Source organism: Paenibacillus rubinfantis, assembly GCF_001486505.1.
In the GTDB taxonomy this organism is placed as follows: domain Bacteria; phylum Bacillota; class Bacilli; order Paenibacillales; family Paenibacillaceae; genus Fontibacillus; species Fontibacillus rubinfantis.
The window spans coordinates 360,381-382,914 of the sequence record NZ_LN909065.1 but is presented as its reverse complement, the minus strand read 5'-3'; the positions used below and the strand labels follow the sequence as shown (position 1 = coordinate 382,914).

General features: G+C 53.2%; 23 protein-coding genes. 22 read left to right on the top strand and 1 reads right to left on the bottom strand.

Going from position 1 to position 22,534, the window contains the following annotated elements; translation table 11 throughout:
• Nucleotides 1–627, top strand: a complete 627-nt coding sequence (locus tag BN3277_RS13135; RefSeq protein ID WP_059043355.1) for a DUF1405 domain-containing protein — start codon at nucleotides 1–3, stop codon at nucleotides 625–627.
• A 69-nt stretch (nucleotides 628–696) separates the two neighbouring features.
• Nucleotides 697–1,611, top strand: a complete 915-nt coding sequence (locus tag BN3277_RS13130) for a sporulation protein YpjB (RefSeq protein WP_232436450.1) — start codon at nucleotides 697–699, stop codon at nucleotides 1,609–1,611.
• Between the two features lie 168 nt (nucleotides 1,612–1,779).
• On the opposite strand, the gene BN3277_RS13125 is transcribed toward BN3277_RS13130, so the two are convergent.
• Nucleotides 1,780–2,649 carry a YitT family protein gene (locus tag BN3277_RS13125; RefSeq protein WP_059043352.1) on the bottom strand — a complete coding sequence of 290 codons (870 nt, stop codon included), beginning with the start codon at nucleotides 2,647–2,649 and terminating at the stop codon, nucleotides 1,780–1,782.
• A 210-nt stretch (nucleotides 2,650–2,859) separates the two neighbouring features.
• Between BN3277_RS13125 and BN3277_RS13120 the strand changes: the two genes are divergently transcribed.
• From BN3277_RS13120 to BN3277_RS13020, 20 genes are all read left to right on the top strand, one after another.
• The gene (locus BN3277_RS13120) at nucleotides 2,860–3,168 is read left to right on the top strand and encodes a nucleotide pyrophosphohydrolase (RefSeq protein ID WP_059044770.1); all 309 of its coding nucleotides are present in this window, start codon (nucleotides 2,860–2,862) and stop codon (nucleotides 3,166–3,168) included.
• Between the two features lie 56 nt (nucleotides 3,169–3,224).
• Complete coding sequence (locus BN3277_RS13115) at nucleotides 3,225–3,758, top strand: tetratricopeptide repeat protein (protein ID WP_059043350.1); 534 nt, start codon at nucleotides 3,225–3,227, stop codon at nucleotides 3,756–3,758.
• 19 nt (nucleotides 3,759–3,777) lie between these two features.
• On the top strand, nucleotides 3,778–4,584 hold the full coding sequence (gene dapB, locus BN3277_RS13110) for a 4-hydroxy-tetrahydrodipicolinate reductase (protein WP_059043348.1): 807 nt from the start codon (nucleotides 3,778–3,780) through the stop codon (nucleotides 4,582–4,584).
• Between the two features lie 13 nt (nucleotides 4,585–4,597).
• The gene (mgsA, locus tag BN3277_RS13105) at nucleotides 4,598–5,020 is read left to right on the top strand and encodes a methylglyoxal synthase (protein WP_059043346.1); all 423 of its coding nucleotides are present in this window, start codon (nucleotides 4,598–4,600) and stop codon (nucleotides 5,018–5,020) included.
• Complete coding sequence (gene bshB1 / locus BN3277_RS13100) at nucleotides 5,017–5,730, top strand: bacillithiol biosynthesis deacetylase BshB1 (RefSeq protein WP_059043345.1); 714 nt, start codon at nucleotides 5,017–5,019, stop codon at nucleotides 5,728–5,730. Before mgsA ends, bshB1 begins: the two co-directional genes overlap by 4 nt.
• A 39-nt stretch (nucleotides 5,731–5,769) precedes the next feature.
• Entirely contained in the window at nucleotides 5,770–6,930 is a 1,161-nt protein-coding gene (gene bshA / locus BN3277_RS13095) for an N-acetyl-alpha-D-glucosaminyl L-malate synthase BshA (protein WP_059043343.1), read from the top strand.
• 140 nt (nucleotides 6,931–7,070) lie between these two features.
• On the top strand, nucleotides 7,071–7,790 hold the full coding sequence (locus BN3277_RS13090) for a CCA tRNA nucleotidyltransferase (protein WP_232436421.1): 720 nt from the start codon (nucleotides 7,071–7,073) through the stop codon (nucleotides 7,788–7,790).
• 27 nt (nucleotides 7,791–7,817) lie between these two features.
• Nucleotides 7,818–8,111 (top strand): HD domain-containing protein, encoded by a 294-nt coding sequence (locus BN3277_RS26050; RefSeq protein WP_059043339.1) that lies wholly within the window; start codon nucleotides 7,818–7,820, stop codon nucleotides 8,109–8,111.
• Entirely contained in the window at nucleotides 8,089–9,066 is a 978-nt protein-coding gene (locus tag BN3277_RS13080) for a biotin--[acetyl-CoA-carboxylase] ligase (protein ID WP_059043337.1), read from the top strand. The genes BN3277_RS26050 and BN3277_RS13080 overlap by 23 nt, the downstream gene beginning before the upstream one ends.
• Before the next feature lie 317 nt (nucleotides 9,067–9,383).
• Nucleotides 9,384–10,262 (top strand): 3-methyl-2-oxobutanoate hydroxymethyltransferase, encoded by an 879-nt coding sequence (panB, locus tag BN3277_RS13075; protein WP_059043335.1) that lies wholly within the window; start codon nucleotides 9,384–9,386, stop codon nucleotides 10,260–10,262.
• Nucleotides 10,259–11,164, top strand: coding sequence for a pantoate--beta-alanine ligase (gene panC / locus BN3277_RS13070; protein ID WP_059043334.1), 906 nt, complete (start codon nucleotides 10,259–10,261; stop codon nucleotides 11,162–11,164). The genes panB and panC overlap by 4 nt, the downstream gene beginning before the upstream one ends.
• The gene (gene panD / locus BN3277_RS13065) at nucleotides 11,164–11,547 is read left to right on the top strand and encodes an aspartate 1-decarboxylase (RefSeq protein WP_059043331.1); all 384 of its coding nucleotides are present in this window, start codon (nucleotides 11,164–11,166) and stop codon (nucleotides 11,545–11,547) included. Before panC ends, panD begins: the two co-directional genes overlap by 1 nt.
• Before the next feature lie 1,442 nt (nucleotides 11,548–12,989).
• Nucleotides 12,990–13,619, top strand: a complete 630-nt coding sequence (locus BN3277_RS13055) for a hypothetical protein (RefSeq protein ID WP_059044769.1) — start codon at nucleotides 12,990–12,992, stop codon at nucleotides 13,617–13,619.
• 185 nt (nucleotides 13,620–13,804) lie between these two features.
• Nucleotides 13,805–16,660, top strand: a complete 2,856-nt coding sequence (gene dinG / locus BN3277_RS13050) for an ATP-dependent DNA helicase DinG (protein WP_059043327.1) — start codon at nucleotides 13,805–13,807, stop codon at nucleotides 16,658–16,660.
• Between the two features lie 41 nt (nucleotides 16,661–16,701).
• Nucleotides 16,702–17,346 (top strand): redox-sensing transcriptional repressor Rex, encoded by a 645-nt coding sequence (locus BN3277_RS13045; RefSeq protein WP_059043325.1) that lies wholly within the window; start codon nucleotides 16,702–16,704, stop codon nucleotides 17,344–17,346.
• Nucleotides 17,343–18,641, top strand: a complete 1,299-nt coding sequence (locus BN3277_RS13040) for an amidohydrolase (protein ID WP_059043324.1) — start codon at nucleotides 17,343–17,345, stop codon at nucleotides 18,639–18,641. The genes BN3277_RS13045 and BN3277_RS13040 overlap by 4 nt, the downstream gene beginning before the upstream one ends.
• Nucleotides 18,642–18,668: 27 nt before the next feature.
• On the top strand, nucleotides 18,669–19,154 hold the full coding sequence (locus tag BN3277_RS13035) for a cell wall elongation regulator TseB-like domain-containing protein (RefSeq protein WP_059043322.1): 486 nt from the start codon (nucleotides 18,669–18,671) through the stop codon (nucleotides 19,152–19,154).
• Between the two features lie 97 nt (nucleotides 19,155–19,251).
• Nucleotides 19,252–20,262, top strand: coding sequence for a phosphotransferase (locus BN3277_RS13030; protein WP_232436420.1), 1,011 nt, complete (start codon nucleotides 19,252–19,254; stop codon nucleotides 20,260–20,262).
• A 152-nt stretch (nucleotides 20,263–20,414) separates the two neighbouring features.
• The gene (locus BN3277_RS13025; RefSeq protein ID WP_059043320.1) at nucleotides 20,415–20,948 is read left to right on the top strand and encodes a hypothetical protein; all 534 of its coding nucleotides are present in this window, start codon (nucleotides 20,415–20,417) and stop codon (nucleotides 20,946–20,948) included.
• Complete coding sequence (locus BN3277_RS13020) at nucleotides 20,941–22,446, top strand: AAA family ATPase (RefSeq protein WP_059043318.1); 1,506 nt, start codon at nucleotides 20,941–20,943, stop codon at nucleotides 22,444–22,446. Before BN3277_RS13025 ends, BN3277_RS13020 begins: the two co-directional genes overlap by 8 nt.
• Nucleotides 22,447–22,534: the final 88 nt, after the last annotated feature.

Sequence of the window (22,534 nt, the reverse complement as noted above, 5' to 3'; positions counted from 1 at the left end):
TTGAAACTAACGGATCTTTGGAGTCCATCATTTTTATCCTCCCGCTTCATTCTCTGGGCCTTGTTCGTGTGTAATCTGCTGGGAACGGTCTACGGTTACATCTGGTATGACGCCCAATTGGCCGATACCTGGCGGAATCATCCGCATTGGCAGATCGTGTTCGTCCCGGATAGTCCTACGGCGAGTTTGTTTTTTACGTTAAGCTTGCTATTTCTGCTGTTCCCGAGCGTGCTGGGAAAGTTTTACCGCCTGCGCACCTTAATTGAGGGATTGGCCGTCGTGACCAGCGTGAAGTATGGCGTCTGGGCCGTGTCGATGATCTTTGCCGGCGCATTTCAAGGCGGGGAGCTCGTCTGGCAAGATTGGATGCTGGTTGCCTCTCACTTGGCGATGGCGGTAGAAGCACTGCTATTCGTTCGATTGTACAAGTTTGGACCCTTGATGCTAGTTGGCGCCGGCGCCTGGACGCTGCTAAATGATATGGTGGATTATAGGTATGAGGTCTACCCATGGCTGCCGGAGACGTTGTGGGACGATGTGTCGGGGGTTGCGGTCTTTACCGTGGCCTTAACGTTTGCTAGCATCATCACCGGTTGGCTGGCGTTAAAAAGGGCGAAACGCGCATAGAGAGCAAAGGTTCTAACGTAGGACAGCCTGCCATACCATGATGGTAGGGAGGGGATGTCCGTGAGTAGAATGGGGATGAAAGGAACAGCGGCCGTATGGGTTCTGCTTGCCGTGATGCTGCTCTGGAGTACGGCGGTGTCGGCTCAACCGGAAGGCAACGGAACCGTTGGAAAGGCAGGAACGTCGTCGGCTGGCGCGCCTGTGTTGTCAGAGCAGGAGCGCAGCGAGCGGTTGAAGCAACTCGAGTCTGCTTCGGAGCAGTTGTACGAGCATATGCAGCAGGGAAACGCCCAGGCATCGCTGGCGGATATGGAGACGCTGATTTCCGCGTTGGAGGGCGTGTCCTTCAAGGGATTAACGTCGGTGGAGGGAATCCATGCCTTAGCGGAAACGATTATGGATACGAAGGAAACGCTGGTAAAAGTGGAGGTTCAGCCAGAGGAATGGGCGCTGTCCTCGGCCCGCCTGCGGCTCGCGGTTAACAGCCTGCTGCATCCGGACAAGGCCTTATGGCAGCAGTATTATAAGGTGATGGCCGATAACTTGCAGCAGATGAACAAGGCGCGCGCCGGCGGGAAACCGACGGAAGTGCGGAAGGCATTTCAGGCGCTGCAAGGCCATTACGAAGTCGTCCGTCCCGCTGCAGTGATCCGGCGACCGGCATCCGACATCAACCGTTTTGAGTCTTGGTTATCCTACGCCGGCCGGTTAAGCGACGAACGAACCTGGGATGAGTCCGCCTTAAAAGGGGCTATCGCTCAGGGGGAAGGGGCGCTAAAAGGGTTGTTCGGCCGCCGGGGAGATGAACCCGTATTTTTACCGATCACCGGTTTTGACAGCCCGTGGTACTGGAGCGGCTTGATTGGGCTTTGGATCGTGCTTGCGTTGACCTACACGGGGATCCGCAAGTATCGCGCCTCACAAACGGTCATGGCGGTGCGGGAGCAGCGCAAGGAGGAAGACGCTCATCCGTATCGGTTATAGATCGTAGATTGCGAAATCGGTGGCAGGCTAGAATAACGCCCTAAATATCCCTTATTTGTCGCGGAAAGTGGATTTACAGCATAATAAGGACATGTTTTACCGCTATTCACAAGCAGAACTTAAAAAGCAGAGAGGTTAGGATATCCTAAACCTCCCTGCTTTTTTAGCTTAATCCTCTTTAAACCCTTCCCCGTGGACATCATGTACGTCGTTGATAATAATAAACGCCCGCGGGTCAACCGATTTGGCGATGGATTGCAGCCGCCGGATCTCCTGCCGCGAGACGACGCAGTAAGCCATATGCTTTGCTTGCTTGGAATAAGCACCGATCGCCGGGATCAAGGTCACGCCGCGATCCATCTCCTTCGTAATGATTTCGGCAATCGCCGGGGCATGATCGCTAATAATCGTAAACGCTTTGGCGGAATACGCGCCTTCCTGAATGAAGTCGATTACCTTAGAGGCGATAAATACGGCTACAAGTGTGTATAAGATATTTTCCTTCCTAATATAGAAGAGCGACAATCCGATAATGACGATATCCAGCGTCAAGATGACCTGTCCCATACTAAATCCGTATTTGCGCCCTAGAATTCGTGCTACGATATCCGATCCGCCCGTTGTGCCGCCAAAGCGGAAAACGATCCCCAGCCCGGCCCCCAGCGTCACCCCCGCATATAACGAAACAAGAATATAGTCTGTTTGCGTCTCGAACGGCAGGATCCAGCCTCCGAGGATCAACCGCTCGAACAGCCACAGAAAGAAGGTCAGCGAACCGATCCCAATTCCCGTCCAGATAATTTGCCGTCCGCCGAGGATTTTCCAGCCTAATAGAAACAATGGGATGTTCAGCAGCAGGTTCGAAAGCGAAGGGGAGATGCCAAACGCATAGTTCAGCAGCAGCGTAACCCCGGTAACCCCGCCTTCCATCAGCTGGTTGGGCAAGATAAAATAAAGGAGTCCAAACGCATAGATCGCTGTACCCAGCAAGATGGGCAGCAGCGTTTTGAGAATTCCAGATAATTTGCTCGAAGCCATGAAAAAACCTCACCTGTCCCTGACATAGTTTTATGGAGATGTTGCATTAAATCGGCAATTGGTTAGATCTGCCTTTCCTAGTATACCTTTTTCCGTGCGGATTAAAAAATGATTTGTTTTCGTCACCTACTTACGATAACATAGGGGAAAACGGGACATAAGCGGAGGGATCGGAGCTTGGAATCAGACAAAGAGAAATCTCTCGCGGAAATGCAGCGCGAAGTAGACCGTTATATCTCGCAGTTTAAAGAGGGTTATTTCAGCCCGCTGACCATGCTGGCCCGAATGGCGGAGGAAGTGGGCGAGCTGGCTCGCGAGGTCAATCATACCTTTGGCGAGAAGCCAAAGAAGAAGGACGAACCGGACAATTCCATTGAACTGGAGTTGGGCGATATTTTGTTCATCACGATTTGCTTCGCCAACTCACTTGGCATTAACTTGACCGAGGCCCATAATCAGGTCATGCATAAATTCGCAACCCGCGATGCGGACCGATGGACGAAAAAGGACACCGAATAGGGTCATCCTTCATATGCTGTTAGTATGATCATCCCTACAGTAAGGGGGGATAGCACATGAAGGCGGAGGATTATTTGCAAAGAGCTTACCGAAGCATCTACGAAAATGACTTTGCGCAGGCGATGCACTGGTTCGAGCGGGCGCTGGACGTTCAACCGGATCACGCGGATATCCATTATCGGTACTCGATTACCTGCGCTCGAAGCGGGCAATTGGATAAGGCGCTGCAACATGCACGCCTGGCAGCGGCTCTGGAGCCCGCGCAGGACGAATATAAACTGCATTACGACCGCTTGCAGTCCATGGAACTGACGCAAATGGCCAAACGGCAGCTGGAGACGGCAGGCAGCCAGCGAAAAGCCGCGGCTGAGCCGGCAGCCCGTATGCTGCAACGCGCCGTAGAACTTGATCCGTTGTCGCTGGATGCCCAGGTGTGGCTGGCGATCGCCTATGGCGAGCTGGAGCACTATGAGCTTGCGCTGCAGGCGGTTCGAGATGCGTCGGCTCTTCCGTTGGATGCCGGTGCCGCCGGCCAACTGAAAGAGATGGAGCAGCGGTTGAAGCAACAAATCAAGCAATCATCACAGTAGAGAATGCGAGGAGATTAAGATGTCGGAACCAATAAAAGTAGCCGTGGCAGGAGCCGCTGGCAGAATGGGTAGAGAAGTGGTGAAGATGGTGCTCCAGGATCCGGAGCTTCAGCTGGTTGCCGCCGTCAATTTGTCGGATGTCGGCCTCGATGCCGGTACCATGGTCGGCCTTCCGGCTTGCGGTGTGGCGCTAACCGACGATTTGGAGAAGGCGCTTCGCGAGACGCAGCCGCGGGTGATGGTCGATTTCACGACGCCGCAGTTCGCTTATACCAATACCGTGCTGACGATTCGGCACGGCGTCTCGCCGGTCGTCGGCACCACTGGGTTTACGCCGGAGCAGATCGAAGAGTTGGACAAGCTGTGCCACGCCCAGGGACTTGGCGGTTTAATCGCGCCGAATTTCTCCATCGGCGCCATTTTGATGATGCGCTTTGCCGCGCAGGCGGCGAAGTATTTCCCCCATCTGGAAATCATCGAATATCATGGTGACCAGAAGCTGGACGCTCCTTCGGGAACCGCGGTGAAGACGGCCGAGCTGATTGCTCAGAATCGGAAGGAGCTGCGGCAGGGGAACCCCAACGAAGAAGAGACGATCGACGGCGCGCGCGGCGGTTATTATAATGGATTCCGTATACATAGCGTCCGTTTGCCAGGCGTGTTCGCGCAGCAGGAGGTCATTTTCGGCGGCTTTGGACAGACGCTCAAAATTCGCCACGATTCCTATGAGCGTGCGGGTTACATGCCTGGCGTCAACTTGGCGATCAAGAAAGTGGTCGAATGTAAAGGCATGATTTACGGGTTCGAACATTTCATGGAAGATTAAAGGGGATAGGCATATGTTAAACATCGCATTTATTGCTCATGATCGCAAAAAAGAGGATATCGTTAATTTTGCTATTGCTTACGAGCATGTATTTAAAGATAAACGGCTTTATTCGACGGGGACAACCGGACAGCAGATCATGGATAACACTTCGTTAAAAATCCACCGGTTCCTGTCGGGACCGCTGGGCGGGGATCAGCAGATCGGCGCACTGATTGCCCAGAACGAGATGGACCTCGTGATCTTCCTGCGCGACCCGTTGATGGCGCAGCCCCATGAACCGGACATCACCGCGCTGTTGCGCCTGTGCGACGTACACGGCATCCCGGTAGCAACCAACATGGCTACAGCAGAAATTTTGGTGCGTGCCTTGGATCGCGGCGATTTCGGTTGGCGTGAGCTGGTGGAGCTGCATAAGCCGGGGTTAACGAAATGAGCGAACGGCTGGATATCTTGATCTTCGGAGCGCACGCGGACGATGCCGAAATCGGCATGGCTGGCACGATCGCCAAGCATACCGCCGCGGGTTACCGCGTCGGGATCTGTGATTTAACCGAAGCCGAGCTGTCCTCCAACGGCAATCCCGTCTTGCGCAAGCAGGAAGCCGAAGCGGCGGCTGAGGTGCTGGGATTGGCGGCGCGCGTGAATTTGGGATTGCCTGACCGGGGGTTAACCGGAACGCAGGAGCAGTTGGCTGCGGTGACCGAGGTTATCCGCCGGTTTGCGCCGCGGCTTGTGTTTGCCCCGTATTGGGAGGACCGCCATCCCGACCACATCGATTGCAGCAAGCTGGTAGAGGCAGCGGTATTTAATGCCAAGCTGCGCCGGTATATGCCGGACAAGCCGGCCGTGCCTGCGCCGGAGCTTTATTTTTATTTCATTAATGATTGGAAAACGCCGGATTTGATCGTTGACGTGAGTGCAGTCTACGAACAGAAAGAGCGGGCGCTGCGATGCTACCGTTCCCAGTTCGAGGCAGGTTCGCCAGGCGAAGACGTCGCCTTAACCCCGCTGAACCAGGGATATGTGGAACGGGTTAAAGCCCGTGACTCCCTGATTGGACAGCGCTCACTGATTCCGTTTGCGGAAGGGTTTATGACGAAAACGGCTTATCCGGTAAACCTATTCGGCTCCCTGCGCACATAAGCTGGAAGAGGGAATAACAACAAAGGAGGCCCCCACCATATGGAACCATTTTTGAAAATCGGCATCACCTGTTACCCATCCTTGGGCGGTTCGGGGGTTGTGGCCACCGAGCTGGGAAAATTGCTGGCGGAAAAGGGCCACGAAGTCCATTTTATCTCGCATAGCGTTCCTTTTCGCTTAGGGAGTTACCATAAGAATATTTTTTATCATGAGGTTGAGGTCAGCGATTACTATGTCTTCCGTTATCCGCCTTACGACTTGTCACTCGCGACCAAAATGGCGACAGTGGCCAAGACGCAAGGCCTGGATATTCTTCACGTCCATTATGCGGTGCCGCATGCTGTTTGCGCGTTCCTGGCCAAACAAATGGTCGGTGATTCGATGAAGGTCGTAACAACGCTGCATGGGACCGACATTACCGTATTGGCGCAGGACGAATCGCTGAAGGATTTGATCCGTCTGGCGATTAACGAAAGCGATGCGGTGACTTCGGTGTCGCGGGATTTGATGCGGGAAACCCGCGAGGTGCTGGATATCAGCCGGGATATTGACCTGACGTACAATTTCGTTGACGAGCGCGTGTACTATCCGCGGGATGCCAAGAGCTGCCGAATGGATTTCGCCGCGCCGGGCGAGAAGGTGCTGATGCATATCTCCAACTTCCGGCCGGTGAAACGGGTTAGCGATGTCGTTGATGTTTTTCATCAAGTGAATGAGCAGGTTCCGTCCCAACTGCTGTTTGTGGGGGAAGGACCGGATCTTCCGAAGATCCAATGCAAAATCAAGGAGCTTGGCCTTGCCGACCGGGTGCATTTCCTCGGCAAGCAGGACGATATCGCCCATGTCATTTCCATGGCCGATGTCTTGCTGCTGCCTTCGGAGAAGGAAAGCTTTGGTCTGGTCGCACTGGAAGCGATGGCCTGCGGTGTGCCGACGGTCGGCTCAATCGCCGGAGGGATTCCGGAACTGGTGACCCATGGGGAAACCGGATTTTTGGCTCCGATCGGCGATACAAAGCAGATGGCGGAGCATTGCATCACGCTGTTGAAGAATCCGGAGCTAGCGGAGCGAGTGCGTGAAGCTTGCTTGAAGCGGGCAAAAACTGAATTCAGCAGCGAGATGACGACGGCTGCATACGAAGAAATTTATTACCGCGTATTAAACCGTCAACTGCCGACGTTAAATCCAGCTTGCAGCTGAGGTTGGTTGCATCGTCGTGTAGGTGAAGGCGATAAATAAGATGAATCGGCGCAGGGCGGGGTGCCCTGCGCTTGCTGTGCCAGGGGCATTATTAGGCACAGCACTGTGCTTTGTAGCGGGATACTTGGATTGGAAGGGAGGTGTCCGCAATCAAAACGAATCGTTGGAGTCAGGTCGACCCCCTGATGCGGATTCAGGGGGAATACGTGCTGCGCGTATTGCAGGATGGCGGGCACCAGGCTTATTTTGTCGGGGGTTGCGTTCGCGACGAATTGATGGGACGCCCGGTTCACGACATGGATATCGCCACCTCGGCTAAACCGGACGAGGTCGTTCAGCTGTTTGAGCGCACGGTGCCGACGGGGATCCAGCATGGCACGGTGACGGTGTTGATGGAGGACCATGCGTTTGAGGTAACAACTTTCCGCAAGGAATCGGACTACGCGGATCACCGCCGGCCGGTTTCGGTGGAGTTCGTGGATGCGGTGACGGAGGATTTGCGGCGGCGGGATTTCACAATGAACGCGATCGCTCGGGGGCTGGACGGGGAACTGATTGACCCGTTTGATGGCCGGAGGGATATCGAGCGAGGACGAATCCGCTGCGTTGGCGTTGCCGAAGAACGCTTCGAGGAGGACGCTCTGCGGATGATGCGGGCGGTTCGGTTCGCCTCGACGTTTGGCTTTCGCCCGGTTAAGAGCTTGTGGAAGGCACTTCTTGCTGGCAGGGACAAGCTCAGCTTCATCGCGACGGAGCGCGTGCGTATGGAGCTGGAAAAGATCGTGCTGGGCCCGGACCCGCTGCGCGGACTGGCCCTGCTGGAGCGCAGCGGGCTGCGCTGGTGTACCACCGTCGCTTAGACCGATCGAGATGGGTAGAAGGGACAGGTGCTGCAAGCGGCCACAGGCGACGCCGCGAAGCGGCAGCAGGCCGGCCAGGCCATGCTGCACCTCGCGGGCCAATGGCACCGCGAGGTGCAGGTACATACGCTGAAGGAGCTTGCCATCAGCGGCGGTGAAGTGCTGCAGGCCGCCGGTCGCAAAGGCGGCCCCTGGCTTAGCGAGCTGCTGAAGGAGCTGCTGCTTGCCGTAGCAGCGGGCGAGCTGCGCAACGACAAGCAGTCTCTTTTGGAACATGTGGAAACGGTGGTGAAGAAAGATGGAAGCAAACCGATTGATTGACATGCTCCTGGAACATCCGGGGCAATATATATCCGGTGAGGAGATCAGCCGCCGATTGTCGATCAGCCGGACGGCGGTATGGAAGCAAATCGCCAAGCTGCGCGAGGAGGGCTACGAGTTTGAATCCGCCCCGCGGCGGGGATATCGGCTCACTCGCCAACCGGACAAGCTGAGCCAAGTAAGTCTGCTGCATGCCCTTCAGGGGAACCGGATGTTTGGTAAGAAATTGAAGCTGTTGGAGTCAACCCCTTCTACGCAGGAGGAAGTGCGCAAGCTGGCGGAAGAAGGCGCGCCGCACGGTACACTGGTGCTTGCCGAAGAGCAAACGGCGGGGCGCGGACGACAAGGACGGCGCTGGTATTCACCGCCGGGTAAAGGGGTCTGGATGAGCCTCTTGCTACGGCCGGAACGGCAGCCTTTATCGATCGCCCCGCAGTTGACCTTGCTTGCGGCGGTCGCGGTTTGCCGTGCCGTGCGAAAAGTCGCCGGTGTGGACGCCGGGATCAAGTGGCCAAACGATATAATGGTTGATGGACGGAAGCTTTGCGGTATTATCGTCGAATCGGTTGCAGAGGATGAATTGATTCGTTATGCCGTCGCCGGAATCGGCATTGACGTGAACCTGGAGGCGAAGGATATCCCGGAGGAGCTGAAGTCCATTGCCACCTCACTGTCCTTGGAAAGCGGACGTCGTATTGATCGGATGGCGCTGATCGGTGTTGTCCTGAAGGAAATGGAACAGCTTTACGAGCTCTACACCCAGGAAGGGTTTGGGCCGGTCGGTCATTTGTGGGAGGCGCTGTCGGTTACGCTAGGCCGGGAGGTTTCCGTCCATACTCCAAACGGGGTTCTGAAAGGCATGGCCACCGGATTGGATGCTAGCGGGGCGCTGATTCTGGATCAAAATGGCAAACATTTCACGATTTTCTCTGGAGAAGTACAACTTGGCGGATGAAAAAGCAAACGTAATTTGTTATACTGAGCACAGGAGGCGGTATCGGCTTGGTTCCGAACGGCACTCCGGGCGCTCGTCGGAGGTATAAAAGTGATGGTTCACCAAGTCGGCTGACTTGTTAATTTATTGACTTGTTGAACAACCACCATCAAGTTGCGTTGGATTCTGCTCTGAGCCGTAAGAAGGACCGAGACAGAAGAACGAGGAATGGACTCTTCTTTGGACTTCGGACCTTTTTAGTGCCAAACTAAAAGGTTTTTTTGTTGTGCGCGTTTTTTGAGGGCTCGCACACGCCTAAACCGAAGGAGATGGATCAAATGGCAGGTAAACAGTCTTTAAACATCGTAAAAATGAAAAAAATGAAACAGGACGGCATCCCGCTGGCTATGATCACCGCATACGACTATCCTTCAGCCCAGTTGGCTGAGGAAGCGGGTGCGGATCTGTTGCTGGTCGGTGACTCCCTCGGGAATGTGGTCCTTGGGTACGATTCGACGATCCCCGTGACGCTGGATGATATGGTGTACCATTCTCGTTCGGTTGCACGCGGAGCGCAGCATACGTTTATCGTTGCTGATATGCCGTTTATGACTTATCACGGGAGCATCGATGAAACGCTGCGCAATGTCCGACGTTTAATGCAGGAAGGCCATGCCCATGCCGTCAAAATGGAGGGCGGCGCAGAGATTGCCGACGCCGTGCAGGCGATTGTGAAAGCCGGTGTCCCGGTTCTGGGACATATCGGATTAACGCCGCAGTCCGTTAACCAAATTGGCGGTTACCGGGTACAGGGCAAAGACGCTGCGGATGCCAAACGGCTGATGGAGGACGCCAAAGCGTTGGAACGTGCCGGTGCTTTTGGCGTGGTGCTGGAACTGGTCACCGAAGAGGTGGCGACGGCGATTTCCCGGGAGTTGAGCATCCCCACCATCGGCATCGGGGCAGGACGCGGCTGCGACGGACAGGTGCTGGTGTACCATGATGTTTTGAAATATACCGCAGATTATCGGGACAAACGGTTTGTCAAAACGTACGCCGACCTCGGGGCGCAGGTACGCCGCGGCATTTCGGAATATGTGGCCGACGTCAAAAATCGCTCGTTCCCGGCGGAAGAGCATGTTTTCCGTGCGGATCAAGGTGTGCAGGAATCTCTGGGCACGCTGTACGGTAAAGGAAAGGTGGAAGTCCGGTCATGAAGACCTTTACGAATATACTCCCGCTCCGCAACGAGCTGAAGGATGCACGGTTTAGCGCAGCGAGAGAGGGGAAATCTCTGCGAATTGCCCTCGTGCCCACGATGGGATATTTGCATGAGGGTCATGCCAGCCTGTTGCGCAAAGCGCGGGCGGAGAACGATCTGGTGGTATTGAGCATCTTTGTTAACCCGATTCAATTCGGACCTAACGAGGATTTTGAACGATATCCCCGCGATCCGGAGAAAGACTTAGCTTTGGCCGAGCGGGAGGGCGTAGATTTCGTCTTCATGCCTAGCGTCGAGGAGATGTATCCGCAACCGACACGAACTCATATTAAGGTTGAGGGGTTGACGGATGTGTTGTGCGGGGCATCGAGACCGGGTCATTTTGACGGTGTGACGACCGTTGTTGGCAAGCTGTTGCATATCGTGCAGCCGGATCGGGCTTATTTCGGGCAAAAGGATGCCCAACAAGTGGCGGTTATCGCACAGATGGTGTTGGACTTGAATTTCGATGTCGAAATGATCCCTTGTCCGATTGTGCGTGAGGCCGATGGCCTTGCGCTTAGCTCCCGCAACGTCTACCTGAGTGCGGAAGAGCGGCAAGCGGCGCTGGTCTTGTCCCGCAATCTGCTAGCCGCTCAGGCAAAGGCGAATACAACGGAATCCCGTGTAACCGCCGGGGAGTTGCTTACTGAGCTGCGCGATGCGATTGGCGCTGAACCGCTGGCTGTGATCGATTACGTGGAGATCGCCGATTTTCCGGGTCTGTCCCCGCTGGCTGCCGATGAACGGTTGGATGCGGCCGGACGGCGAAGCGATGTGCTGATTGCCGTTGCTGTGAAATTTGGCTCCACGCGTTTGATCGACAACGTTATTTTAACGAAGAAGGTGAACGACTGATGTATAGAACGATGATGAAGTCGAAAATCCACCGCGCGACGGTGACGGAAGCGAACTTGAATTATGTTGGCAGCATCACGATCGATGAGGATCTGATGGAGGCTTCCGACCTGCTCGAGAATGAAAAGGTCCAAATCGTAAACAATAATAACGGCGCCCGTCTGGAAACTTACGTGATTCCCGGGCCTCGCGGCAGCGGCGTCATTTGTTTGAACGGTGCAGCAGCGCGGCTGGTGCAGCCGGGCGATAGCGTCATCATCATATCTTATGCACAACTGTCGGCGGAAGAGGTGCGCAGCCATAAACCCACGGTTGTATTCGTCGACGAGAACAACAAGCCGGTGGAGAAAGCGCACCAAGAACTCCACGCTATGATTCGCTAAATATTGGGTTTATCTTCGGATCACGAAGGAGACACAGGGGAAGAGGGCTCGGCATACAGCCGGGCCTTTTGTGCGCTCCCCTCGCCTTCGGCTATGCCGAGTAGTGTACTATCGCTGTCTCCGCTGTGTTGTGTCGTTTACGGTTAACTGGGCTATCTAGATACACTAATCTACAGTAGCATACTGAGCTATCTGCGGTAGACTGAGCTACTTAGGGTACATTGAGCTATCTGCGGCACACTGGGCTGGGCTGTTTACGGTACACTGGACGAACTAAGGTAACTAAGCTATTGACGCCACAATGAGCTACCTACTCTTAACTGAGCTATAAAGGTACATGTGCTGTTTACGATACACTGAGCTATCTACGGTAAACTGAGCTGTTTACGGTACACTGGACGATCTAAGGTAACGAAGCTATTCGCGCCACAATGAGCTACCTACTCTTAACTGAGCTATAAAGGTACATGTGTGGTTTACGATACACTGAGCTATCTGCGGTACACTGAGACATTTACAGTACACAGAGCCATTTACGGAACTTTGAAACAATTTACGGTACATTGAACTATCTAGAGTAACTAACCTAACTACTGTATAATGAGCTACCTACAGTTAACTGAGCTACTTAAGGCACTTGAGCTGGTTACGGTACATGTACTGTTTAAGCTACATTAGGCTACTTACGGTACACTTTGCTGTCAAAGTTACGCCGGCACTACTCTAGACTTCTCAAGTCGTTGAAATGTATTCGATTTTTCGAATACATTTGGCCGCAACCGGCACTAGAACCAAAATGTATTCGGTTTTTCATATACAATTGAGCTCATTGCCCACCAAACACGCAAATATGTATGAAATTTCGAATACAATTGGCTAAAATCGCCGAAAACGTTGAAATGTATTCGGTTTTTCGAATACATTTGGCCGCAACCGGCACTAGAACCAAAATGTATTCGGTTTTTCATATACAATTGAGCTCATTGCTCACCAAACACGCAAATATGTATGAAATTTCGAATACAATTGGCTAAACTCGCCGAAAACGCTGAAATATATTCGGTTTTTCGAATACATTTGGCCGCAACCGGCACTAGAACCAAAATGTATTCGGTTTTTCATATACAATTGAGCTCATTGCCCACCAAACAGGCAAATATGTATGAAATTTCGAATACAATTGGCTAAAATCGCCGAAAACGCTGAAATGTATTCGATTTTTCGAATACATTTGGCCGCATCCGGCATTAAGCCCCAAAATGTATTCGATTTTTCGAATACAATTGCCCGCACCGTCACTTTCCGCATCCACCCCTTCAGCGGAAACAAGCCACACCCTCAAAAAGTGTAATTCCTCCCTGCGGGAATGAAATCCGGCCTCGAAACAAAAAATGAACGTAAGGCTCGGACTGATTTCATTTTCGTTAGGGGGGATGCGAATGATGTTTCAGCATGTGTTTGCGGAAATGAATGAGATGTTGGACGAAATCACACGGAAATATCCCATGGCCGGCAACGCACAAAAGCAGGAGCTGGCGAAGAAATGGAGCCTGCTTCAGCATATGAGCGACGGCATCATCGAGGAATGGTTGTGCTTCGAGGAGAAAATGGGCTATTTGCGCCATGCGTTCGGGAGCCTGGAGGCTAGGGAAACGCCGGACCTTCCGGAATTGGATGCCCCCGACTTCGTTAAGGGGCAAGGGTATTATAAGCTGTTGATGTTTCCCCAGGCTTTAACGCAGTTCGAGCTGGTCATGCAGCAGTTTCCGGACAGCGTGCTTGCCCGGACTTATTTGGGAATGTGCCACCTGCACCTGGAACAGTCCGACCAAGCCGCCAAGCAATTTTGGCTGGTGCTGGAGAAGGCGGCGAACAAACGGCTTCGTTCGATCATTTATAATGCACTGGGATGTATTGAAGCACAAAAAGGGGTTTTTGCGAAGGCAAAAGAGTACTTCAAATTGGCGCATCACAGCGATCCGTCCTTGCCCGAGCCTCTGGCCAATTTGGAGGCCTGCGCTCGCAGCAACGGGAAACTGCACTACGGCCCGGAATTGACGTCCTTATTGTAGGTTACATTGATGATGGCACTAATTTCAGCTCGATTTATATGAAGCGATGCGAATTTCCGCGTAATGCGGCGCATCGCTTGTTTTGTTTTGTGATTTTTATTACAGATAGCATTTGTATTAATTTTCAAAACGGCTATCTTCTGTTATGCTGTAAAGAGACTGGAATGAAGGGACTACAAAGAGAAATGAAATATGCGGTGCTTGATTTTGAAACGACGGGTAACCAGTCCACGGATGAAATTATTCAAGTGGGACTTGCCATTATAGAACCGGATAGATCGATTTCGCAGGTGTACCGTTCCTTCGTAAAACCGGGAGTCCCGATTCCTCCGTTTATTACGGGGTTAACGGGAATTACCGAGGAGGACGTGAAAGACGCGCCTGAGCTGGACGAAGTGATGGTCGAAATGGTGCCGCTTCTGAATGACGTCGTCTTGGTCGGGCACAACGTGGCGTTTGACTTTAACTACCTGCAGAGTGCTTTGGACAAAACGGGTTATTTGCCATTTACGGGGCGGATCCTGGATACGATGGATTTCTTGAAAATCCTGTTTCCCTCGCTAACTTCCTACCAGCTGGGGATGGTGGCTGCGGAATTTGAAGTGGAGCATGATCGTCCGCATCAGGCGGACAGCGACGCGTTGGCAACCGCGCTGATTTTCCTGAAGTGCTTGGAGGAATGCGTACAGCTTCCGCTCTTAACCTTACAACGTTTGGCGGATCTGTTTGCCGGCGAGGACAGCGATTTGGGCTGGTTTTTTGATGCGATGGTGCAGGAGAAGGAACGCGAGGCGATGCCAAGCGAAGACGGCTACGTGTACTATCGCCAATTCGCTCTTCAGGTAGAGGATTGGCTGGACATCGAAGCCCCAAGGGACAGTGCGGATCGAAACCCGCTGGCCGATGTAACCTTCGAGCAGTTCATGGAACAGGTCCGGGAACGTCTGCGGGAGCGTTTGCCGCAGTACGAGGAGCGGGAAGCCCAGAACATGATGCTGAATGAGGTCAAGCTTGCTTTTGAGGAAGACAAGCATCTGCTCGTCGAAGCCGGAACGGGAACCGGGAAATCCTTGGGGTACCTGCTGCCGGCCATTTATCACAGCGTGAAAAATGAAGAGAAGGTGATGGTAAGCACGCACACCATCAACCTGCAGGAGCAGCTGCGGGAACGCGATGTTCCGCTATTGACGGAGGTCGTGCCTTTTCCTTTCCGCGCCGCCGTATTTAAAGGAAGGCAGCATTATTTGTGCTTGCGCAAATTTGAACATAAAATGAATAGGAAAGATTTTGCAACACCTAAAGAAGAGGTGATGACGGCCGCACAAATGGTCGTGTGGCTGACCCAAACGGAAAGCGGCGACGACGAGGAGCTTAATCTCGGAAATCGCGGCGGTGACTTTTGGGAGACGGTGGCCAGCGAGTCGGATTCCTGCCTGGGCCGATCCTGCCCCTGGTTCCGCAAATGCTTCTATCATCGTGCTAAACATGAAGCCGGCGTAGCGGATGTGGTCATTACGAACCATTCGAAATTGTTTACGGACATCCAGGCCGGTCATCAGCTACTGCCGGGCTATGAGCGCCTGGTCATCGATGAAGCCCATCATCTGGAGGATGTGGCCGGCAAGCATCTGGGGCTTCATATGAAGTATTTTACGGTTGTCCATACGTTGACTCGATTGTTCAAAGACAGCAAGACGGGGCAGTTGGCCAACCTCCGAAGCTCGATTGAGGCGTCAGCCGCGGAGAAAGCAACGGAATGGTGCTCGGTCATCGATGGCATCTACCCGACGCTCGTGGACGTGAAAGAGAGCTGGGACAAGCTCAGCGAACTGCTGTTTAGTTTGATGCCGGATCGCAGCGATGCCGCCCCCGGCGATCCCGGGCAATTCGTGTACCGGCTGCTGCCGGCGCGAAAACCTAAGGATTGGGAGACGTTAACCGCGCTCGAGAACCAGATTTACGTGGGGCTGGGCGACGTGCTTCGGAAAGGGGATCGGCTCCTGTCCGAGATTCGGGAGGAGCAGGATGATTATGCGGCAGAGAGTTTGCTGACCGATATCAGCGGCTTGTTTAAGGATTTGGCCGCGGAACGGGAATCGCTGCGATTCTTCATGAAGCTGGAGAGCGAAGACACCGTGTATTGGATGGAAGCCAACGGGAACTACCGCAGCCGATCGCTGCAAATGTACGCGGTACCAATTGATGTCAGCGCCCAGTTGAAGGAATTTTTCTTCGACCGGAAAAAAAGCGTCGTCATGACCTCCGCGACTTTGTCAGTCGATAAATCGTTCCAATATATGATCGAGCAATTGGGATTAACAGAGGCGGCGGAAGAGGATCGATTAATCACCGCGATGCTGCCCTCGCCGTTTAATTACCGGGATCAGGCGCTGCTTGTGATTCCTCGTGATTTTCCGAGCGTGAAAGGCAGCGTGGGGGATGATCACTTCATTCAGACGTTGGTACGGTCGCTGGCGGATGCTGCGGTGGCCACGCAAGGCCGGATGCTGGTGCTGTTTACGTCCTACCGGATGCTGAGACAGGTCTACGATCCGCTGAAGGAGTTGCTCTCGGCGGAGGGCATCACCGTGATCGGGCAAGGGATGGACAGCGGCAGCCGTACGAAGCTGACCCGGCGGTTCCAGGGCCAAAATGCATCGGTACTGCTCGGGACCAGCAGTTTCTGGGAAGGGGTGGATATTCCCGGGGAGGCGTTAACGAGCCTAGCGATCGTTCGCCTGCCGTTTCAACCGCCGAACCACCCGCTGGTGGAAGCCAAGAGCGAACGCCTGCAGCGGGAGAAGAAGAATCCGTTTATGAAGCTGTCCGTCCCGCAGGCGGTCATCCGCTTCAAGCAAGGATTCGGGCGGCTTGTCCGCTCATCGCAGGACCGTGGCATCGTAATTGTTTATGATACCCGCATTCTGGAATCCTATTACGGGAAATATTTTTTGTATTCATTGCCTGGACCGAAGATGGAGCATATGCCGATGAACCAAATGGTGCCGCGCATCTCGGAATGGCTAAATCCCGAAGCTTAACCGCTTCATAGATCGCATTAAAGAATAGGGGGAAACGAAGTATGAAGTCAGAGAAAATTTCGGACGCCGTCGTCCGCAGACTGCCGGTTTACCTGCGTTTCTTGAACGAACTCAGCCGTCGGGAGGTTCCGACGGTGTCCTCGCAGGAGCTGGGGCAAAAGCTGGATCTGAATCCCGCGCAAATCCGTAAGGATCTGGCATATTTCGGCGATTTCGGCCGCAAGGGGATCGGCTATGACGTGGCTTACTTGATCGAAAAGATCCAACAAATTCTCAATCTGGACCAACAGATTAACGTTGCACTGGTTGGTGCCGGTAACCTGGGCCAAGCCCTTTCGAATTATAACGCGTATTTGAAGGATAATATGAAAATCGTCGCAGTGTTTGACGCATCGCCGGCCAAGATCGGATCGCAGATCAACAACATTACGATTCAGCCGATTGAGGATCTGGTCGATACGGTGCGGGCCAAAAATATCCGCATCGGCATCATCACCGTTCCGGATACGGAAGCCCAACGTGTGGCAGACGAGCTGGTGAGAGCCGGCATCGGGGCGATCTTGAATTTTGCGCCAACGATTCTGAAGGTACCGCCGGAGGTCCGGATTCATGCGGCTGATTTCACCACGGATCTGCTTAGCTTGGCGTATTACTTAGAGAACGGAAAGGAACAAGCATCGTTATGAGTCGGAAATGGTTAATCAAAAATGGGACGTTTGCCGTATTAGAACCGGAGCGTCCAGTGATTCACGGATACATGCTCGTAGAGGGCGACATAATCACTTATATCGGCGAAGAACGCCCGGAGGGCGTAGAAGGCGCCGAAACGTTTGACGGCAAAGGGTTGTTGTTCCTGCCGGGATTGATCAATACCCACGGCCACGCGGCGATGTCGCTGCTTCGCGGTTACGGGGATGACATGGTCTTGCAAACCTGGCTACAGGAAAAAATGTGGCCGATGGAAGCCAAATTTACCGCTGCGGATGTGTACGCCGGAACGGCGTTATCCGTCCTGGAAATGCTCAAAGGTGGAACGACCACGTTCTTGGATATGTACGATCATATGGATGAAGTAGCTAAGGTCGTCGAGGAATCCGGCATTCGCGCCGTGTTGATGCGCGGGGCGATCGGATTGTGCTCGCCGGAGGAGCAGGACCAGAAGCTAAAAGAAGCGATCGCGTTCGCCCAAAACTGGCACGGGAAGGCGGAGGGCCGTATCACGACGATGATGTCGCCGCATGCGCCATACACTTGCCCGCCGGCCTTTATCGAGAAGTTTGTACAAGCTGCGCATGATCTGGATTTGCCGATGCATACGCATATGTCGGAAACACGCGCCGAAGTGGAGCAGAATGTGAACGATTACGGCATCCGTCCGGTGGAGCATCTGCGGAAGCTGGGGATGTTCTCCCGCCCAACGCTGCTGGCTCATGCCGTACATCTAACGGACGAAGAGATCGACGTATTGGCGGCGCATAGCGTTACCATCTCGCATAACCCGGGCAGCAACCTGAAGCTTGCCAGCGGCGTAGCCCGCGTGCCGGAGCTTTTGCAGAAGGGCGTTGTGGTATCGCTCGGGACGGACGGCCCGGCCAGCAACAACAATCTGGACTTGCTGGAGGAGATTCGCCTGGCCGCGCTGATTCATAAAGGGGTATCCGGGGATCCCACGGCGGTTCCTGCGGTTGAAGCGCTCAAAATGGGGACGGAGTACGGCGCGAAGTCGGTCTTTTTGCCGAACACAGGGAAGCTAGCTGCCGGCATGAAGGCCGATTTCATCGCCTTAAATACAGAGCAAGCCCATTTTCTGCCGAAAACGGATTTCATCTCCCATACGGTTTATTCTGCTGGAGCCAAAGACGTGGAGCATGTCTGGGTGAACGGCAAGCAGGTCATTAAACACGGAGCTTGCCTGACGCTGGACGAGGAGCGGATCCGTCACGATGCCCAAGCGGCTTTCGAGGGATTGCTGGCACGGTAATACGTAGGATAGGAAAGGAAGAGTAGGTTGAGGAAGCGAACCCAATGGATTCTGCTGTCCATCGTGATCCTGCTGATCGTGCTCCTGGGCCTTCACCGGTTTTATTTATACATTCATGAAGATACGTGGAGAGCCGAAAGAGCCGCTATCCAGCAGGCAAAGCAGGAGACGGACCTGGTCCGGGGCGACGAGGTGTGGAAGTCGATATGGGATGAAGTCACCTGGGTAGTCCAGGGGGAAGACGAGTCCGGCCGCAAAATGATGGTATGGCTTCGTGAAGGGCACGAACCTGAGGTGCGCTTGCTGTCGGAAGGGAAATCCGAAAATCAAATGCGTGCGTTGATCAAGCAATCGTTGCCGGGGATCCGGATTGTTCGGCTGCTGCCGGGCATTTATAATGACCAACTGGTCTGGCAGCTGTTTTACAAGCAGAAAGACCATCATTACTATCGGTTCTTCAGCTTTACGACCGGCGAACCCTTACCGGAAGTATTTACCCTGCCGAACCGCTGATGGGGACTCGATGGAACGTTCATAAATAAACGGTTTCGATGTTTAGGCAATTTAGCCTGAATGGCGGAACCGTTTTATTTTTAAGGAGGGAATGGCTTTGGGGCAGATCGATTCTGCAGTTCAGGAGGAGATGGTTCTGGATGAGCTTAAGCGAGCGTTTATCCATCATTTTTCTACTCCAATTCGACAAGCAACTCCGATTCGAAGAGGTTGGTTGAATTATAAATGGAAAATCACCACGGATCTCGGGGACTTTGTTCTTAAGCAATATAATCAGGAACGTTTTAAGTCCTATAAGCCGGAGACGTTGCAGCTCGCTTTATCGCAGCAAAAGCGATTAAGTGACTTGGGGTTTCCATGCCCAACGCTCCTAGCATCGAACGGAGAGCTGATGCTGGAGTCGGCGAACGGTGAGAAGTTCATTGTCATGGGGTATTGTGAGGGGCAACGGGTTCCACCGGGGCAAGCCAATACGGAGCAACTCTATGAGTTGGGGCGGATCACGGGCCAAATGCATCTGATGCTGAATGACGGGACGTTGTATCGGAAGAGCTCCGCCCTCTTTTGCCCGCCGTCCCGTGAAGAGCGTTTGAACCACTGGATTGAACTTCAGGAGCGAGCTCAGAATAGCGAAAATGTCCAAGCCGATTGGCTAACCCAAGTTGAAACGCAGCGAGTCGCAACGGAAAACCTGAATCTAGAAGGTTTCGAGTCGATAGAGTCCGGATGGGCTCATCGCGATCTTTGGATGGATAATCTGCTGTTCCACAAGCGTGGAGTAGCGGCAATTTTGGATTTTGATCGGCTCAATTATGATTTTCCCCGGCTGGATGTGGCTCGTGCCGTCATGTCTTGCGCTTTTCGCAACACATTGGACATGTCTTTAGCCGCTGCATTTATGGAGGGATACAGACAAGAGCAGCCATCCCCTGCACAACAGGCTCCATTCTTAGCGACCTCTCTGCAAATGCTATGGTATATGGAAAGCGTCTGGTGGATCCATGATCATATGGAGCTTCATAGTCTGCCTCCCGTCAGATTCGCCCAGGAGATGAACTGGCTGGCCAAACATATCAACGACCTGCCGGCTATGCTTGAGAATTTGTAGCATTTCGGGGTAGAACTACTAGCTTTAATTTTTAAATATCTTCACACTTTTCTTCGATATTTGATATACGATGTGATATACTCATATTTGTAGTTTTGATATACGGTGATATATATCAAATAGATAATGACTATAGATAAGGGGGACATCACGTGAAACTGCGTATTGGACCAATTGCGGCAAGCATCGCCATTTCCGCCCTTGTGTTGTTTGGTGGATGGTTCCTATATCGGCAGTGGGCGATTGAGCGTCCGCTGGAGAATATCGTAAAGAGTGTGGATGGCGTAAATCAGGTTGAAATGAACATTAAACCGGCTGAGTTGGAGCTTAAGCTGAATTTGAAGCCGGGGACGGACCTCGGTGCGTTAGTTCGGCAGATTGAAGAGAACGGGAAAAAGCAAATCGGCGATCGCACCTTAAAGCTGGACGTGGAAGATCATTCTTCTCCCCAGCTTGATCAATTGTGGGAAAACGCGTTGTTTACCGTAGCCCAAGCGATGGAAAACAAACAATATACGCAAATTACCGCGGCTCTGGAACAGATGGAGCAGGAAAACAGCCAGCTGACAGCTACAGCGGAGATGGATGAGAAGAACGTTTATATTACCTTGACGGACGGACAATACAGCAAATTCGTGATTTTGCCGCGGACGCCGGAACGGATGGGGGTATGGCCGAATGCGTAAATGGATGATTGAAGTTGCGATCGGCGTTATTCCGGTTCTGCTCGTCTTCTTGGCGGTGACCGGTGTGAATGTGGTGCCGCTTGTCGTGGCGATGGTGTTGTTCGGCGCGATCTTTACGGCCATCAAAATGCGCGGCGGCGGCGTCGCGATTGGAGCGGCCCAGGAACGGAAGCGCAAAAAGCGCGGACCGGCGAAGCTGACCTTTGAACAGATCGGCGGTCAGGAGAGCGCGAAGCAGGAGCTTCGTGAAGCGCTGGATTTTATGGTACGCCAAGAGGAGATCAGCAAGTTTGGCATTCGTCCGATCAAAGGGATTCTCTTGACGGGACCTCCAGGAACCGGGAAAACGCTGCTCGCCAAAGCGGCGGCGCATTACACAAACTCTGTTTTTGTCGCGGCCTCGGGCAGTGAATTTGTTGAAATGTATGTTGGCGTAGGTGCAAGCCGGATTCGGGAGCTATTTAAAGAGGCTAGAACCCGCGCAGCTAAAGAAAATAAAGAAAATGCGGTTATTTTTATCGACGAAATCGAAGTGATTGGCGGCAAACGGGAAGGCGGACAGCAGCGCGAATACGATCAGACGTTAAACCAACTGCTAACGGAAATGGACGGTATCTATTCGTCCGACACGCCGCGTATTTTGCTGATCGCTGCGACCAACCGCAAGGAGATGCTGGACAGCGCGTTGCTGCGGCCGGGCCGCTTTGACCGGCATATCCAGGTTGATTTGCCGGATAAGAAAGGCCGCCGGCATATCCTTGAGCTGCATGCAGCTAATAAACCGCTGCAGGCGGATGTCAATTTGGACAAAATCGCCGAGGAATCGTACGGCTTCTCCGGCGCTCAGTTGGAGAGCGTGATGAATGAAGCGGCGATTTATGCGATGCGGGATGAGGTGGATCAAATCACCCAAGCGCATTTGTCGATGGCGATCGATAAAGTGCTGATGGGCGAGCAAACGGACCGCCAGGCTGCTGAAGAAGAGAAGCGTCGCGTGGCGATCCACGAATTGGGGCATGCGATTGCGGCGGAGGTTGTCGCCCCGGGCAGCGTAAGCCAGGTTGCATTGAGTCCGCGAGGGAGAGCGCTGGGTTATGTTCGGCATAATCCGCAGGACGAGAAGTATTTGTATACGAAATCGTATTTGGAAGGCCAGATCATGATCGCTTTGGCGGGTGCGGCAGCGGAGGAGATTTATTACGGCGGCCGCAGCACAGGGTCCAGCAACGATTTTGAGCAGGCATTGAAGATCGTGCATACGATGATGACCTCCGGGTTGACCCGGCTAGGGATCGTCAACATGGACATGGTGACCACCGAAGTGCTAATGAACGAAAATACGCGGATTTTGGAGGATCTTGCTACCAGAACCAAAGAGATGCTTCAGCAGCATTTGGCGGTTTTCGACAAGTCTCTAGAGATCCTATTAAAAGAAGAACGCCTCTCCGGCGAGCAATTCCGTTGTCAATTTCGTGACAGCGTCCATTTACCGGCATAAATCATGATGCCGGTTATTTTTTTTTACTTTTTCTTCGTGCTAAGATATTATTATATGTTGGGTGTAAGAAGATGTATGATTCGACATC

Coding starts and splice junctions, on each gene's coding strand:
- BN3277_RS13130 (WP_232436450.1), top strand. CDS start 697: ATGGGGATGAAAGGAACAGCGGCCGTATGGGTTCTGCTTGCCGTGATG.
- BN3277_RS13125 (WP_059043352.1), bottom strand. CDS start 2,649: ATGGCTTCGAGCAAATTATCTGGAATTCTCAAAACGCTGCTGCCCATC.
- BN3277_RS13120 (WP_059044770.1), top strand. CDS start 2,860: ATGCAGCGCGAAGTAGACCGTTATATCTCGCAGTTTAAAGAGGGTTAT.
- BN3277_RS13115 (WP_059043350.1), top strand. CDS start 3,225: ATGAAGGCGGAGGATTATTTGCAAAGAGCTTACCGAAGCATCTACGAA.
- dapB (WP_059043348.1), top strand. CDS start 3,778: ATGTCGGAACCAATAAAAGTAGCCGTGGCAGGAGCCGCTGGCAGAATG.
- mgsA (WP_059043346.1), top strand. CDS start 4,598: ATGTTAAACATCGCATTTATTGCTCATGATCGCAAAAAAGAGGATATC.
- bshB1 (WP_059043345.1), top strand. CDS start 5,017: ATGAGCGAACGGCTGGATATCTTGATCTTCGGAGCGCACGCGGACGAT.
- bshA (WP_059043343.1), top strand. CDS start 5,770: ATGGAACCATTTTTGAAAATCGGCATCACCTGTTACCCATCCTTGGGC.
- BN3277_RS13080 (WP_059043337.1), top strand. CDS start 8,089: ATGGAAGCAAACCGATTGATTGACATGCTCCTGGAACATCCGGGGCAA.
- panB (WP_059043335.1), top strand. CDS start 9,384: ATGGCAGGTAAACAGTCTTTAAACATCGTAAAAATGAAAAAAATGAAA.
- panC (WP_059043334.1), top strand. CDS start 10,259: ATGAAGACCTTTACGAATATACTCCCGCTCCGCAACGAGCTGAAGGAT.
- panD (WP_059043331.1), top strand. CDS start 11,164: ATGTATAGAACGATGATGAAGTCGAAAATCCACCGCGCGACGGTGACG.
- BN3277_RS13055 (WP_059044769.1), top strand. CDS start 12,990: ATGTTTCAGCATGTGTTTGCGGAAATGAATGAGATGTTGGACGAAATC.
- dinG (WP_059043327.1), top strand. CDS start 13,805: ATGAAATATGCGGTGCTTGATTTTGAAACGACGGGTAACCAGTCCACG.
- BN3277_RS13045 (WP_059043325.1), top strand. CDS start 16,702: ATGAAGTCAGAGAAAATTTCGGACGCCGTCGTCCGCAGACTGCCGGTT.
- BN3277_RS13040 (WP_059043324.1), top strand. CDS start 17,343: ATGAGTCGGAAATGGTTAATCAAAAATGGGACGTTTGCCGTATTAGAA.
- BN3277_RS13020 (WP_059043318.1), top strand. CDS start 20,941: ATGCGTAAATGGATGATTGAAGTTGCGATCGGCGTTATTCCGGTTCTG.